12 protein-coding genes are annotated in these 14,793 nt (G+C 57.9%); 7 read left to right on the plus strand and 5 right to left on the minus strand.

The genetic code is table 11. From position 1 onward, the window contains the following. Positions 1–50 precede the first annotated feature (50 nt). From gpJ to PSEBG33_RS20135, 5 genes are all read left to right on the plus strand, one after another. On the plus strand, positions 51–3,887 hold the full coding sequence (gene gpJ / locus PSEBG33_RS20155) for a TipJ family phage tail tip protein (protein ID WP_005785686.1): 3,837 nt from the start codon (positions 51–53) through the stop codon (positions 3,885–3,887). Between the two features lie 331 nt (positions 3,888–4,218). Next, complete coding sequence (locus PSEBG33_RS20150) at positions 4,219–4,866, plus strand: hypothetical protein (RefSeq protein ID WP_032803326.1); 648 nt, start codon at positions 4,219–4,221, stop codon at positions 4,864–4,866. A gap of 28 nt (positions 4,867–4,894) precedes the next feature. Continuing rightward, positions 4,895–5,905, plus strand: a complete 1,011-nt coding sequence (locus PSEBG33_RS20145) for a hypothetical protein (protein ID WP_005785692.1) — start codon at positions 4,895–4,897, stop codon at positions 5,903–5,905. A 43-nt stretch (positions 5,906–5,948) separates the two neighbouring features. Then, complete coding sequence (locus PSEBG33_RS20140) at positions 5,949–6,374, plus strand: hypothetical protein (RefSeq protein WP_005785695.1); 426 nt, start codon at positions 5,949–5,951, stop codon at positions 6,372–6,374. Next, a complete protein-coding gene (locus PSEBG33_RS20135) occupies positions 6,371–6,901 on the plus strand; it encodes a lysis system i-spanin subunit Rz (RefSeq protein ID WP_005785696.1) in 531 nt (176 codons plus the stop codon). The genes PSEBG33_RS20140 and PSEBG33_RS20135 overlap by 4 nt, the downstream gene beginning before the upstream one ends. A gap of 316 nt (positions 6,902–7,217) precedes the next feature. Here the strand turns inward: PSEBG33_RS20135 and PSEBG33_RS29900 are convergent, their stop codons facing one another. The 3 genes from PSEBG33_RS29900 to PSEBG33_RS20125 form a co-directional block, all read right to left on the minus strand. Further along, a complete protein-coding gene (locus tag PSEBG33_RS29900; RefSeq protein WP_254989845.1) occupies positions 7,218–7,352 on the minus strand; it encodes a hypothetical protein in 135 nt (44 codons plus the stop codon). Continuing rightward, complete coding sequence (locus tag PSEBG33_RS20130; RefSeq protein ID WP_005785698.1) at positions 7,349–7,684, minus strand: hypothetical protein; 336 nt, start codon at positions 7,682–7,684, stop codon at positions 7,349–7,351. Before PSEBG33_RS20130 ends, PSEBG33_RS29900 begins: the two co-directional genes overlap by 4 nt. Before the next feature lie 489 nt (positions 7,685–8,173). After that, on the minus strand, positions 8,174–8,539 hold the full coding sequence (locus PSEBG33_RS20125; RefSeq protein WP_005785700.1) for a hypothetical protein: 366 nt from the start codon (positions 8,537–8,539) through the stop codon (positions 8,174–8,176). 24 nt (positions 8,540–8,563) lie between these two features. Between PSEBG33_RS20125 and PSEBG33_RS29280 the strand changes: the two genes are divergently transcribed. Together PSEBG33_RS29280 and PSEBG33_RS20120 are read left to right on the plus strand one after the other, a co-directional pair. Then, on the plus strand, positions 8,564–8,956 hold the full coding sequence (locus PSEBG33_RS29280; RefSeq protein WP_157264129.1) for a hypothetical protein: 393 nt from the start codon (positions 8,564–8,566) through the stop codon (positions 8,954–8,956). A gap of 82 nt (positions 8,957–9,038) precedes the next feature. Further along, entirely contained in the window at positions 9,039–10,682 is a 1,644-nt protein-coding gene (locus tag PSEBG33_RS20120; RefSeq protein WP_005785702.1) for a Na+/H+ antiporter, read from the plus strand. Between the two features lie 11 nt (positions 10,683–10,693). On the opposite strand, the gene dapC is transcribed toward PSEBG33_RS20120, so the two are convergent. Together dapC and PSEBG33_RS20110 are read right to left on the minus strand one after the other, a co-directional pair. Next, complete coding sequence (gene dapC, locus PSEBG33_RS20115; RefSeq protein ID WP_005785704.1) at positions 10,694–11,893, minus strand: succinyldiaminopimelate transaminase; 1,200 nt, start codon at positions 11,891–11,893, stop codon at positions 10,694–10,696. A gap of 143 nt (positions 11,894–12,036) precedes the next feature. Then, positions 12,037–14,739 (minus strand): [protein-PII] uridylyltransferase, encoded by a 2,703-nt coding sequence (locus tag PSEBG33_RS20110; RefSeq protein WP_005785705.1) that lies wholly within the window; start codon positions 14,737–14,739, stop codon positions 12,037–12,039. Positions 14,740–14,793 lie beyond the last annotated feature (54 nt).

Below are 14,793 nucleotides of genomic sequence, written 5' to 3' on the forward strand. Positions count from 1 at the left end.
GCATCGAGCAAGCCGGCCATGAGCCGGTTTTTTATTGCCTGGAGGAAAGCATGGGCGCAGCACAGAAGCTGGATATTCACGGCGCCAAAGGTGGCGAGAGCAAGCCAAAGGCACCTGTAGAGGCTCCCGACAGCCTACGCTCCACCAACGTGGCCAAGATCCTGATCGCCGTGGGCGAGGGTGAATTCGACGGCACACCAACCGCGCGCGATATCTTCCTCGACAACACCCCGATCCAAGATGCCAGCGGCAATTTCAACTTCAACAACGTCAAGTGGGACTGGCGGCCGGGCTCTGTTGAGCAGACCTATATTCCAGGCATTCCGTCTGTCGACAACGAGACCTCTCTGAATATTGAGCTGCGCAGCGGTGCGCCATGGGTCCAGTCACTGACCAACCTTCAGCTTTCAGCCGCCCGTATCCGCCTTGCCACACCTCGTCTTGCGAGCCAGGACGCCGAAAACAACATTAACGGCTACCGTATCGAGTATGCGGTCGATGTGGCAACCGATGGCGGCGCGTATCAGGAGGTTCTGGTGGGCGCCATGGATGGCAAAACCACCACCCGCTACGAGCGGTCTCTGCGTATTGATCTGCCACCGGCTACCAGCGGCTGGCTGATCCGCGTTCGACGCCTCACGCCAAACTCCCAGAACACCGACAAGATAGCCGACAGCCTATTCATAGCTGGCTACACGCAGGTGATCGACGCCAAGTTGCGCTACCCAAACACGGCGCTGCTGTTCGTCGAGTTCGACGCCGAGCAGTTCACCAACATCCCGGCCGTGACCGTGAAGTGCAAGGCCCGCCGCTGGCAGGTGCCGAGCAACTACGACTCGGTGGCCCGCACCTACTCTGGCGCCTGGGATGGCACCATGAAGGAGGCCTGGACCAATAACCCGGCCTGGATCACCTACGGGATCTGCACCCAGGACCGTTTCGGTCTGGGCCGCCGCATCAAGCCGTGGATGGTGGATAAGTGGGAGCTGTATCGCATTGCACAGTACTGCGACCAGATGGTGCCGAATGGTGCCGACGGCGTGGAGCCACGCTTTCTGTGCGACATGAACCTGCAGGGCAAGGCCGACGCCTGGTCGCTGTTGCGCGACATCGCCGGCATCTATCGCGGGATGACGTACTGGGCCCAGGGCCAATTAGTCATGCAGGCCGATATGCCTCGGGCGCAGGACATCGATTACGTCTTCACCCGGTCCAACGTCATCGACGGCAAGATCTCCTACGGCAGCGCCTCGGCGAAGACCCGCTTCACTCGCTGCCTGGTCAGCTACGACAACCCACTCAACAACTACGACACTGACGTCACGGTCTACTCCGACCTGCCACTCCAGCGCCGCCTGGGCGACAAGCCGACGGAGATCAGTGCCATCGGTTGCACTCGGGCATCAGAAGCCCAGCGCCGCGCCAAGTGGTTGGTACTGAGCAACAACCAGGACCGCACCATTAGCTTCAGGACGGGCATGGAAGGGCGCATTCCGCTGCCAGGCTTCATTATCCCTGTCGCCGACTCGCTGCTGGCGGGCCGGGAGATCGGCGGGCGCATTGCGGCAGCGGCGGGGAAGGTCATCACCCTGGACCGCGACACCCTGGCCAAGGCCGGCGACCGGCTTGTGATCAACCTACCCGGCGGGCGAGCGGAAGGGCGCACAGTGGAGAGCGTGAACGGCCGCAACGTAACCGTTACCGTCGCCTACAGCGAGGCACCGGCCGCACAGCTGCAGTGGGCAATCGACGCTGACGACCTGGCAATCCCTCTATATAGAGTTATGAGGACCGCTCGGACGCCTGAGGGCGATTACGACATTAGCGCTTTGCAGTACGAGCCAAGCAAGTTCGCTAGCATCGACACGGGCGCACGCCTGGAAGAACGCCCGATCAGCGTCATTCCTATTACTGTCGTTCCGGCGCCCGCCAGCGTCACCATCACTTCGAACGTATCGATCGACCAGGGCATAGCCATTAGCACCATGAACATCTCATGGCCCGCTGTTGCTGGCGCCGTCGCCTATGACGTGGAGTGGCGCAAGGACAGCGGCAACTGGTTCAAGGTGCAGCGCACGGGCTCGACAAGCGTCGACGTCACCGGCATCTACTCGGGCGCCTATATCGCCCGTGTGCGTTCGGTGAGTGCCTTCGAAATTTCTTCGATCTGGAAGAACTCTAGCCTGACCAACCTTGAAGGCAAGACAGGCCTGCCACCGGCGGTGTCGTCCCTCACCACTAAAGGCGAACTGTTCGGGATCAGTATCAAGTGGGGCTTCCCTGCTGGCGCCGAGGATACCCAGCGGACAGAGCTGTGGTATGGACCAGCGAACAACCTGGAGGCGGCGACGAAGCTGGCCGACCTCGCATACCCGCAGGCCGACTACCGTATGCAGTCGCTTCTGTCAGGGGCAACGCTGTTCTTCTGGGCGCGCCTGGTGGATCGCACCGGGAACATTGGCCCGTTCTATCCGACCGTAAACGGAGTGATGGGCCAGTCTGTTTCGGACGCTTGGCCGCTCCTTGAGCAGGTCAAGGGGCAGATTGATGAATCATCGCTGGCTCCAGCCCTCAATGGACGCATCAATCTGATCGACGGCGATGGGCCTGGGTCTGTGAACGCTCGAAATGAGCAGCTTAGAAAGGATCTAGAGGCGCAAATCAAGCCATATGTTGATGCGCTGTTGTGGGATGCAGCAAAGGCTTACGCCAAGGGTGACATCGTTCGTCAGGGAAACAAGCTGTACCAAGCCCTCGCGGCTAACACTGGCTCTCAGCCGCCCAGCGCAAACTGGAAAGACGTCGGCGACATCCTCACTGATGCGAACGCTTTGGCCATACGGGTTGATAACCTCGACCAGGAAATCAACGTAGTTGATGGAAAGGTGATTGCCACTCAGGAGCAGCTTAACCAGCTCCAGACAAAGGTAAATGACCCGGTAACTGGCCTGGCGGCTACGGCAAATAACGTTACCCAAGTGAATCAGCGAGTAGACAACGTCGATGACAAGCTGACCGCGCAGACAGAGCGAATTGACGGTGTGTACGCTGAAATCAATGCGCCTATGGCTGGTTCTGAGAATGACCTGGCTGGCGGAACGCAGGGCTATGCGGGCGTTTGGTCTATCCAGTCTGCCATTACCGATGGTGACTACGCCCAGGGCAAGCTCACTCAAACTGTCGAAGCTCAGGTCATCAAAAACTACGCCACATATGAGGAGACAACGACCGCGCTCGTCAATCAGCAGACTGCTACGACCAACCAAGTAACGGCTCTTCGCTCCGATTTTGACGGGAACAAAGCCACCGTACAGACGCAGATTAAGACGGTATCCGATCAGGCGTCAGCCACCGCAAGCCAGACCACTCAGCTGCAAACAACCGTTAACGGCCACACCCAGCAGTTCCAGCAACAAGCAAGCATCAACCAAGACGTAAACGGAAAGATCACCGGCACCTACTCGTTGCGGTTCAAGTTCGACGTGAACGGTTCGCCTTACTCAACCGGGGTAGGATTTGGCATTGAAACCGGTGATAACGGTCAAGTTACTTCACGCTTCGTTATCCAAGCCGACCAGTTTGCAATCTACAACGGCGCGGTAGGGGCGGCAGGGTCAAGCGTGCCATTCGCGGTGAACGGGACAGAAACCTACATCAAGTCGGCATTCATCCAGGATGGGACGATCACCAATGCGAAGATTGGGGCCTACATCAGCTCGACCAACTACATCGCCGGACAGCAGGGTTGGATCCTGAACAAAGATGGAACCGTCGAAATCAACGGGGTGGTGCCAGGCCAGGGAAGATTAATGATGACAAATCGGTCGCTGCGCTTCTGGGACGCTAACGGTGTGAAGCGAGTACAGCTAGGGGATCAAACAGAATGAGCTCAGGTCTAAGAATGTGGTCCTCTAACGGAACACTAGAGTTTGATACAAGCCTATCTACATATCGCATTGTTCTATCAGTGCTTGTGTCTTATTCGCCAGGATCATCAGGACCAAGAACCAGAACATTTGCCGCGCCTAATTGCAATGTAAATAATGCAATTTGTTTCTTGCTGCCAATTAACAACGATACCTCACAGGTGTCGTCTAACAATCAGCTTGAATGTGAAATGGGAACGAACGAGGTGTATGTCAGGAATTTCCTTGCCGCTAGGCCAAGCGATTCTGTTTCTACTGCAACCATGCGTCTCATCGTCGCAAGGTGGGCGTGATGAGTTACGGGTTGCAAGTGGTAAATGATTCTGGGGCTATATCCCTCGACTCTGAATATGCAAGGTTGTGCGTTTTTCATAAAGGCACCTATAACTCGGGGACGTCTGTTGTCTTTCAGAACGTAGTCGACACGCAGGAGCCACCGCTTGTTTTTATCAGGCCGCCGAATAATGGCTCACTGATTCAGCTGGGCGTTCTTCTTGAAGGTTCAGCGGGGGCATGGACGGGCGCTACCGTGACATCGGGACAAGTTCACTCTGGAAGCCTATTCGTAGCGGCCTTTTCATCTAAGCCCCTCGCTACATATGGGTTGAGGATGTGGGGCGCTGATGGCAAGCAGATATTTGACTCTGCTACACAGGCGGCTGTGTTTACGAGAGCCCTTCAGAATTGGACCTATACACATACAACCTATAGCACTCAGGGACTACCGACGAATTGGTACTCTGTTCCAATGAGTTATCAGCTTGGTGATTATTTAATGGTGAACAACGGCAGAATGCCAATGATGGCGGGAAATAATGAGTCCAGAGCAACAGGGCTGCGATATGATTTTCCGGCCGGGCTTATCAGATTTAGCGTCACTACCGTGACAAACCCAACATACTTTTCGCTCGCTGCGGTATTTGGGAAGCTGGCTGTTTAATTGTCTTTTAAAATAGGGGTTTAATTTAATGGCAAGACAAAGCATTAATCTCGGCACGGCGCCGACAGGTCAAGGCGGCGATACGTTTCGTACTGCCAGCCAGAAGAATAACGACAACTCGAACGAGCTTTATACTGCCCTTGGGGCTCCGGCTAACGGACAGTTGCCAGCAGCGCTACCCGTTGCAAAAGGCGGCACGGGCGGGAATACGCCGAGTTCTGCCCGGCAAAACTTAGGGCTGGGAGCGGCCTCAACTAAAAGCTTTGGGTTGCAAGACGGCGAGCTTATCCCTGCGGGTACTTACAGTGGGTTTTATTCGAACAATGCGCCGACGACATATCAAGCAGATAGGCCTGGCGAACCCGGCCAAGGTGGTGCTTTTTCCAGACTTGGCGCTCCCGGCTCGTCTTCAGGCTTGTCGTACAGCACGGTTATCCGTATTCCCTATGCTCAGGACTTCGAGGCGCAGTTGCTCATCCCCGTTGCTCAAGGCACCGGTAACTTACATTTTAGAACCACGGAATCTAACAGTGGCGGCGCATTCGGCCCCACATACAAGCTTTATCACACAGGCAACACCACCCGCGGTTCCGGCGGTGCGCTTTCTGCGGCATCGCCAATCCTGAGAATTGCGAGTGTGTCCGCCAGCGAGCGCCGCGACCTGCAAGAGGAATCGTTTCTCCCCGCCGGCGAATGGGGTGTGGCCAACGATGAGGCACGCGGCGTTATTGTTGAGCGCCTCGGCGTTGGCGAGTATCGGGTGACGGGAAGCCTTGGCCTGGCACTGGAGGGCTGGCGGACCCACGACCCAAGCTCCCCTGACGGTGGGCGGATGCTTGGTATCACCGACAGCCATCAGGAAGAGGACGGCACTGTCATCATTCGCCTATTCAAACAGCGCTGGACGCTCACCGACGACGGGGAGATGGTGCCGGGCTGGGGCGCACCTATGGATGTCCCGCTGAATAGCTGGATCGATGTGCGGCTTGAAATGCCAAAGGTCGATACGCCGCCGCCACTCAGATCGACCGAAGAATAGCAGCCCGCCAATTGAGCGGGCTTTTTTACGCCTGGAGAAAAGCATGTCGACCACCGAAACTCGCGGGGTACGCAACAAAAACCCCGGAAATATCGATTACAACCCGGCCAACCAGTGGCAGGGCCAGTTGAAGCCAGACCCTGCGGTAGAAAAGCGCTTCGCCAGGTTCGATACGCCCGAGAATGGTATTCGCGCCCTGGGCAAGCTGCTGCTGACTTATCAGCGAAAACATGGCCTGAAAACTGTGAAGGCGATCATCAGCCGGTGGGCGCCGTCGGTAGAGAACGACACTGCGGCGTACGTGCGCTCGGTCGAAGCGAACACCGGCACCCGGCCTGGCGCCGAGGTGGATCTGGCCCGGCCCGCCGTAATGGCTGGCTTCGTCAAAGCCATCATCCATCACGAGAACGCAGGCTATGCCTACCCTGATGCGGTGTTGGCCGAAGGCGTACGGCGGGCGCTGGCATGACGCCGGTACAGAAGCTGGCCGGCCTGGGGCTGGCAATCCTGCTGGCGCTGGGCATCGGTTTTGGCGGGGCATGGCAGGTTCAGGACTGGCGTCTGGGCAAGAAGATGGCCGAGCGTATTGCGGAGCAGGGCGCCCACCACCAGAGGGAACTGGATGCAATCACTGGCGAGGCCTGGCTTCAGCAGTCGGCCGAGCTGGATAAGCGCCTAGCCACCGAGCAACAGCTCGCGCTCCAGGACCAACAACACACGAAGGAATTATCCGATGCCCAACGCAACCAAGCTCGCCTGCGTGACCAGCTTGCTACTGCTGATGTCCGGCTGTCAGTCCTCCTTGCCGAGGATTCAGCCAGTGGCTGCAACGTGCCTACCACCCCCGGCACCGCCGGCGTGGTTCATGCAGCCCGTCGAGCCCAACTTGACCCAGCGCATTCTCAAAGAATTATCCGCATCACCGATGACGGGGATAACGCCATAATCGCTTTGCGTGCTTGCCAGGCGTATGTGAGTGCTATTGCACCGTATTAAGTCTTTGTTTTATAGCCAGAAAATTCTGTGATAAACGGTGCAACCCAGTGATGCTGCGGCCTGCACGGGTGTTCAAAGATCAATACACATTTTACCCACAGTGTTATCCACAGGCAGTGCGTTGCTAACCCCTCAAAAACGCATTATCTTGTATCTGGGCTCTGGGAAAGGCCTATATATAGTGTCTCAAGTTGTCAGAAGGGGAGGGGCGATCGGGATGGTGGTACTGGTGCTGGTTTAGGTTGGTCAAGAAATTCATTGCACGCTACAAATGAAAAGGCCCCGCAAAAGCGAGGCCAGGAATTCAATGCGGCAATTAAGCTGCTTGCTTGGCGCCTACATGGGATGCCAATGCTTTTTCGGTAGCGTCCAGCTTACGCTCGATAGATTCGAGAATAGCGGTGGCGCGTTTGGCCAGTGCGGCAAATTCGAAATCGCTTAGCTTTTTCACAGGAATGACCTCATATCTAGTTGTTTAACAAAGCTTTCGAGAGCGTCAGCATCGTCTTCGTCGATTGCTTTCGCTATCCCTTCCATGCATCCCACGTATTCCTGCGCTTTTTGCGCTGTGTGGGGATCGTCAATCTGACTCGCTAGCAGATCAATGATCGAGCACACCTCCCTGAACTGTGCTGCTATTTGTGCGTACGTCGGGTTTTCAAGCTTCAGGACGCTTATAGAATAGTTTTTTGCTTGGTGCAAAACACGGTTTGCAGCATGTAGCACGTTGTCGTACAGAATTGCAACCGTTTTCTGCTTCTGATTAAGCTCTTCCTGAACCATTCCCGACGATCCTGATGTTTATAAAAGGTCGCGGGATTCTATAGCTATTGGTGAGACTGTCAACCTTCGCCAAAAGTCACAATCCAAATATGGGCTACGTTAGTGGTCTCGTCAATACGATTGACCTAACAGGTTCATGAAGCTTTTCTATGAAGCAAAATCGTAGCGAAAGCATGATGAATCCTACGTTACGGTTGTTTCATTATCTCTACAACGTTAGTCAATTTGGGTGTATTAACGTGCGATTTCAATGATCCCCGTTCGTCGGGTTTTCAGTCGATGGATTCGAAACCATCTTCGTTCAACAGATTTCACTGTATAAACATACAGTAGTTTTTGCAAGGTCATTTGTCGTTGAATGTTGTAGACCTTATAGGGCGTACCAGAAGAGCGCTATAAAGCGCGGCTGGCCCTGGCGAATGACTTGAAGGAGCAGGGCCTGATAGATGAGGGTGAGTGGCGGGTACTGACGGAAGAAGCTGTAGCAGCCTATTCAGATGAGCTCGGGTGAAGCTCATGCAGTGCTTTTAACTCTGCCAGCAGTCGTTGATTCTCACGCATGAAGTGATCGCGCTGCCCGGCCACAAGCCTAATACTGAGCACTCCAGGCTCTGTGAGCGAGCCCTTAAGGTCGGCGAGCTCTGAGCTTGCCAGGCTTAACTGCTGCTCGGCCTGAGCCTTGCCTTTCATTAGCAGGTCATTCATCTGGACCAGTCCGGCGATATTCGCCCGTGCTCTGCGCAACATGCGCTCTGTCTCGACCAGTTCATCTACGAGGATTGAGCATTGGTGCTTGTACATCTCCAGCGGAGTGGGGCAACCGAGCCAATCATCGGTGTCCATGTCAACGTTCATAGGTGAATCTCAAGTACTGTATGCGTGTACAGTAATCGAGGTGAATCAGATTTGGGAGTGGTGTTCGTCGGCAGGACGCCGGTGGCGGGATTTCGCGTTGGAGTTTCTTCCCCAAAACGCAACCGTTTGGACCAATGTTTATTGGGTTTAGAAGAGTCGCAAAAGTTGGTGCTTTTTGTGGGTGTTTTTATGGTCAAGGCCTTGATATTAAAGGCCTTGAGCGTTTCTTATGCTGCATCCCAGGCTTTGATGCCGAAAAGGTGCAGGGTTTTGCTTGAAGCGGTCAAGGAATTGCCCCCCTTTGGACCAATGAAAAATGAAAGATCACGGATTATGCCACGACCAGCCGGTTTCGGCGCCGCCCGTCAGCATCCTGCGACTTTTGTGCAAAAGCCGGTGCGCGGCATAGGCGAGTAACATAGCGGGGTAATATGGCACTTCAACGGCCAGTTGTTGCCTGATGTGTCGTTGCAAGTCGATTGTCCGGGAAATCCGCGTTATGCAAACCGCCTACACTGTTCTTATCCTGCTGATGCTGGTCAGCTTTTCGCGTCTGGTCGGACGCATCATCCCGCTACCGTTGCCCTTGGTACAGATTGCCGCCGGCGCCTTGCTGGCCTGGCCCACATTGGGGCTGCATGTGGCGTTGGACCCGGAGCTGTTCCTGTTTCTGTTCCTGCCGCCGCTGTTGTTTTCCGATGGCTGGCGCATGCCCAAGCGCGAACTGTGGCGCCTACGTGGCCCGATTCTGACATTGGCGGTGGGCCTGGTGCTGTTTACCGTGGTCGGCGCCGGCTACTTCATTCATTGGTTGCTGCCCTCGATCCCCTTGCCGGTGGCCTTTGCCCTTGCGGCGGTTTTATCCCCGACGGATGCCGTGGCGGTGTCGGCCATTTCTCAGAATCGCTTGCCTAAACCGCTGATGCACATGCTTCAAGGCGAGGCGCTGATGAATGACGCGTCAGGCCTGGTGACCTTCAAGTTTGCCCTGACGGCGGCGTTGACCGGGGTGTTTTCCCTGGCGGATGCCAGCCTGACCTTTGTATTGGTCGCCGTGGGCGGCTTGGCGGTCGGGGTAGCGTTGAGCTGGCTGGTCGGCCGTCTGCGCGCGTGGATGATTGCACGGGGCTGGGATGACCCCGCGACCCATGTGGTGTTCATGCTGTTGTTGCCCTTTGCTGCCTACGTGTTGGCTGAGCGCCTGGGCGCTTCGGGCATTTTGTCGGCGGTGGCGGCGGGCATGATGCAGAGCTGGCTCGACCTGCTGCCGCGCCAGACCAGTACGCGTTTGCTCAACCGCAGCGTCTGGTCGCTGCTGGAGTTTGCCTTCAATGGCTTGATCTTCCTGCTGCTGGGCTTGCAACTGCCGGACATCATCAAGGCTGTGGTCAGCCACGAAACCACCCTGTGGCCGACCCTGTTGTACCGCTGCCTGGACGTGGTGGCGATCTTTCTGGTGCTGGTGGTGCTGCGGTTTATCTGGGTGCAGAGCATCTGGCGGCTGTCGGGGTTGCTGCGCAGGCTGCGTGGCAAAAGCGCGCTGACCCTGGTGCCGACGGCGCGCTCCTGCTGGTTGCTGACCGTCGGCGGTGTCCGCGGTGCGGTGACGTTGGCAGGTGTCATGTCGGTGCCCCTGCTGCTGGCGCCAGGGCAGGACTTTCCGGAGCGTGACTTGCTGATTTTCATCGCGGCCGGTGTGATCCTGTTATCGCTGGTCGCTGCGTGCATCGCGCTGCCGCTGCTGTTACGCGGCGTCGAAAAAAGCCCGGATGAAAAACGCCACAACGAAGTGCGCGAGGCCTGGAAAAAGACCGCCGTGGCTGCAATCCATGCCCTTGAGGCCGAAGAGCCTGCCGACGCCGAAACGCCGGACGCCGCCCAGGCGGCATTGGCTACCGAACTCAAGGCCCGGCTGATGTCGGAATATCGCCATCAGTTGGAAGTCTTCAACGATTCGGCTGAAGCCCAGGCGCTGGCGCACCAGATGGACCTGCTTGAACGCAAGCTGCGGCTCAAGGCTCTGCGTGCGCAACGGCTGGAGTTGTACAGCTTGAGCCGTCACCACCAGATTGGTGATGACGTATTGAGGGAGGTGTTGGCGGAATTGGATATGAGCGAGGCAAATTTGGGTCACATGAAGTGACCCGCGAGCCTTTAGCCGCGACGCTGAATAAAAGCGCGAATCCGCTCAGCCGCTTCCACACATTCGGCCAACGGCGCAACCAGTGCCAGGCGCACACGGCCGGCACCCGGGTTGAAGCCATCCACTTCCCGTGACAGGTACGAGCCCGGCACCACGGTCACGTGTTCTTCCACGAACAAATCGCGGCAGAAGGCGGCGTCGTCGCCATTCACATTCGGCCACAGGTAGAACCCACCGTCCGGGCTTTGTACATCCAGCACCGGTTTGAGGATCGCCAGCACCGCATCGAACTTCTCGCGGTACAGGTCACGGTTGGCCAGTACATGGGCCTCGTCCTGCCAGGCAGCGATACTGGCTAGCTGGGTCTGCACCGGCATCGCGCAACCATGGTAGGTGCGGTACAGCAAAAAGGCCTTGAGGATGTCGGCGTCGCCGGCCACGAAACCTGAGCGCAGGCCTGGCAGGTTGGAGCGCTTGGACAGGCTATGGAACACCACGCAGCGTTTGAAATCCCGGCGCCCCAGTTCGACGCAGGCGCTGAGCAGGCCGGGCGGTGGGGTTTGTTCGTCGAAGTAGAGTTCGCTGTAGCATTCGTCGGCGGCGATCACGAAGTCGTATTCGTCGGCCAGGGCGATGAGTTTTTTCAGTGTGTCGACGGGAATCAGCGCGCCGGTCGGGTTGCCTGGGGAGCACAGGAACAGGATTTGGCAACGTTTCCAGATGTCGGGGGAGACGGCGTCGAAGTCCGGGTTGAAGCCATTGCTATCCAGGCACGGCAGGTAATGCGGCTTGGCCCCGGCCAGGAACGCGGCGCCTTCGTAGATTTGGTAAAACGGGTTGGGACTGACCACCAGCGCATCGTCGCCACGGTTGACCACGGTCTGGGTGAAGGCGAACAGGGCTTCACGGGTGCCGTTGACCGGCAGGATGTTACGCGCCGGGTCCAACCAGCCCTTGGGCACATTGAAGCGGCGTTCGCACCAGGCGCCGATGGCTTCACGCAGGGCAGGGGTGCCAAGCGTGGTGGGATACACCGCCATCTGGTCGAGGTTGTTGCTCAGCGCCTCGGCGACAAAGGTCGGGGACTTGTGCTTGGGTTCGCCGATGGACAGTGCAATCGGGCGTTTGTCCGGGTTCGGCGTCACGCTGCCGAGCAGGGCGCGCAGTTTCTCGAAGGGGTAGGGCTGCAACTGGTTAAGGGCGTTGTTCATATAAGCCTCTATCACGGTGAGCGCGGCCCCTGTGGGAGCTGGCTTGCCTGCGATGGCATCACTGCGGTCGACCTGACGGACCGAGGTGTCTGCATCGCAGACAAGCCAGCTCCCACATGACTCGTGTTCACAAAGTTAAGAATTCAAATAGTCAGTCGGGTCAGCTCAACGCCGGGTTCCTGGGTCACGCTCAATTGTTCCACGATCGCATCCTGCAGGCGGCGACACAGCTCAGGGTCGGACAGCGGCTGGTTATCAGCGTCGGTGATGAAGAACACGTCTTCCACCCGTTCGCCGAGGGTCGCAATCTTGGCATTCTGCAACGACAGGTCGAACTCCAGGAAAATCCCGCCGATGCGCGCCAGCAGGCCCGGGCGATCCGGCGCGCTGAGTTCCAGCACCGTCACCGGTCGCTGCGCGTCGTTGGAAATGGTCACCTGGGGCGCAAAGGCAAAATGCTTTAGCTGGCGTGGTACCCGGCGTTGGATGATGGTTGGGTAATCGTCCGGGTTGCGCAGGGCTTCGGTGAGGCCTTCGCGGATCTTTTTCACCCGCGCCGGGTTATCGCCAATAGAGTCGCCGTCTGTGTCGAGCACGATGTAGGTGTCGAGGGTGAACTGGCTGCTGGAGGTGATGACCCGGGCGTCATGGATGTTCAGGTTGAGCTGGTCCATGGCGGCCACGGTCACGGCGAAGAAGTCGTGCTGGTCCGGCGCGTAGATGAAGATCTGCGTGCCGCCTTCGAATTCGCGCTGGGTGGTTTCCTTGATCAATACCAGCGGGCCACCGTCGGCCGGCTGCTGCAGGATCGCATCGCTGTGCCAGGCCACGTCGCCGGCGGTGTGGCGCAGGAAATAATCGTCGCCCAGTTGCGACCAGAGCTGTTCGACGTCGTCCGGGTCGTTACCACCGCGTACCAGAATATCCAGGGCCGCACTTTGGGTGCGACGGATCTGCTCTTCGCGGTCCACCGGGTTTTCCAAGCCGCGGCGCAGGGCGCGCTTGGTCTCGGTGTACAGCTGACGCAACAGGCTGGCGCGCCAGGAGTTCCATAACGTGGGGTTGGTGGCGTTGATGTCGGAGACGGTCAGCACATAAAGATAGTCGAGACGGGTTTCATCGCCGACTTTGCCGGCAAAGTCGTGGATCACCTGCGGGTCGGACAAGTCCTTGCGCTGGGCGGTTGTCGACATCACCAGATGGTTTTGCACCAGCCAGACGATCAGGCGGCTGTCCCAGAGGGGCAGTTGGTGGCGCTGGCAGAAGGCTTCGGCGTCCACTGCACCGATTTCCGAGTGATCGCCATGGCGACCCTTGCCGATATCGTGATACAGGCCCGCCAAGTAGATCAGCTCGGGCTTGGGCAGCTTGGCCATTAGCTTACTGGCCAGCGGGAATTTCTCTGATACCTGGGTGTACTGCAACTTACGCAGGTGCTTGATCAGGTTCAGGGTGTGGGCATCGACGGTGTAGATGTGGAACAGGTCGTGCTGCATTTGCCCGACGATAAAGCCGAACTCCGGCAGGTAGCGCCCGAGAATGCCGTAGCGGTTCATGCGCCGCAGGTTGCGGTGGATGCCGATGCGGCACTTGAACAGTTCGATAAACAGGCTGGTATTGCGGATGTCGTTGCGAAATTCGTCGTCGATCAGGTGACGGTTTTCCCGCAGCAAGCGGATGGTATCGGCGCGCACGCCTTTGATGTCCGGCTGCTGGGCCATCAGCACAAAGATTTCCAGCATGGCGAACGGGGTGCGGCGGAACACGTTGTCGTTGCGTGCTTCGATATAACCGTCATGCAGTTGGAAGCGCGCATTGATCGGCTGCGGCGGCGCTTCGTCTTCGGGGGCCAGGATCACCTCCTCGAAGTGCTGGATGATCAAGTCGCTGAGCTGAGCGATGCTCATGACCACCCGGTAGTACTGTTGCATGAAGCTTTCGATGCTGGTCTTCGCGTCTTCGCCCTCAAAGCCCAGCAGGGTGGCGATGGAGCGTTGGTGATCGAACAGCAGGCGGTCCTCGGAGCGCCCGGCGAGCATGTGCAGGGCGTAGCGCACCTTCCACAGGAACTCCTGGGACGAGGCCAGCAGGGTGTTTTCGCTCTCCACCAGGAAGCCTTCGCCAGCCAGGGCGCGCAGGTTCAGCGTGCCGTATTGGCGGCGCGCCACCCACAAAATCGTCTGGATATCCCGCAGCCCGCCCGGGGAGCCTTTGACGTTGGGCTCCAGGTTGTATTCGGTGTCGTTGTACTTGTGGTGCCGTGCCTTCTGTTCGGCGCGCTTGGCCAGGAAGAAATCCTTGCTCGGCCACATGTGTGCGGTGCTGGTGACTTCGAGCATCCGCTGGCGCAGGCGCTCGGGGCCGCAGATGGTGCGGCTTTCCATCAGGTTGGTGACCACCGTCAAGTCGGCACGGGCCTCTTCGGCGCATTCATCCACCGAGCGCACGCTCTGGCCGACTTCCAGGCCGATGTCCCACAGCAATGTCAGAAAACGCTCGATGGAATCGCGAAAGGTTTCGTGGTCGGCGCTGTCCAGCAGGATCAACAGGTCGATGTCGGAGTAGGGGTGAAGTTCGCCGCGACCGTAGCCGCCGACCGCCACCAGGGCGATATCGGCGTCTGCACTCCAGCTGAACTGTTCCCAGGCTTTCTGCAGGATGTTATCGACGAACCAGGCGCGGTCCTCGATCAGTCGTCTGATGTCCCGACCACTGCGAAAACGCGCGTCGAGCACCTCGCGTGCCTGGCGGATGGCTTTCTTGAAGGCGGCGATGGGGCTCGCCTTCAATGCCAGCTCGGCCTGGAACTGGCCACGGTCGAAGAGTTCGGGATCCACCTGGGGCATCGGTCGGCTTTCCTATCTATCTATTGAGTCAGTCACACGGTTGAAGCTGGAAAA

Source organism: Pseudomonas synxantha BG33R, from assembly GCF_000263715.2.
GTDB classification, from domain to species: Bacteria; Pseudomonadota; Gammaproteobacteria; order Pseudomonadales; family Pseudomonadaceae; genus Aquipseudomonas; species Aquipseudomonas synxantha_A.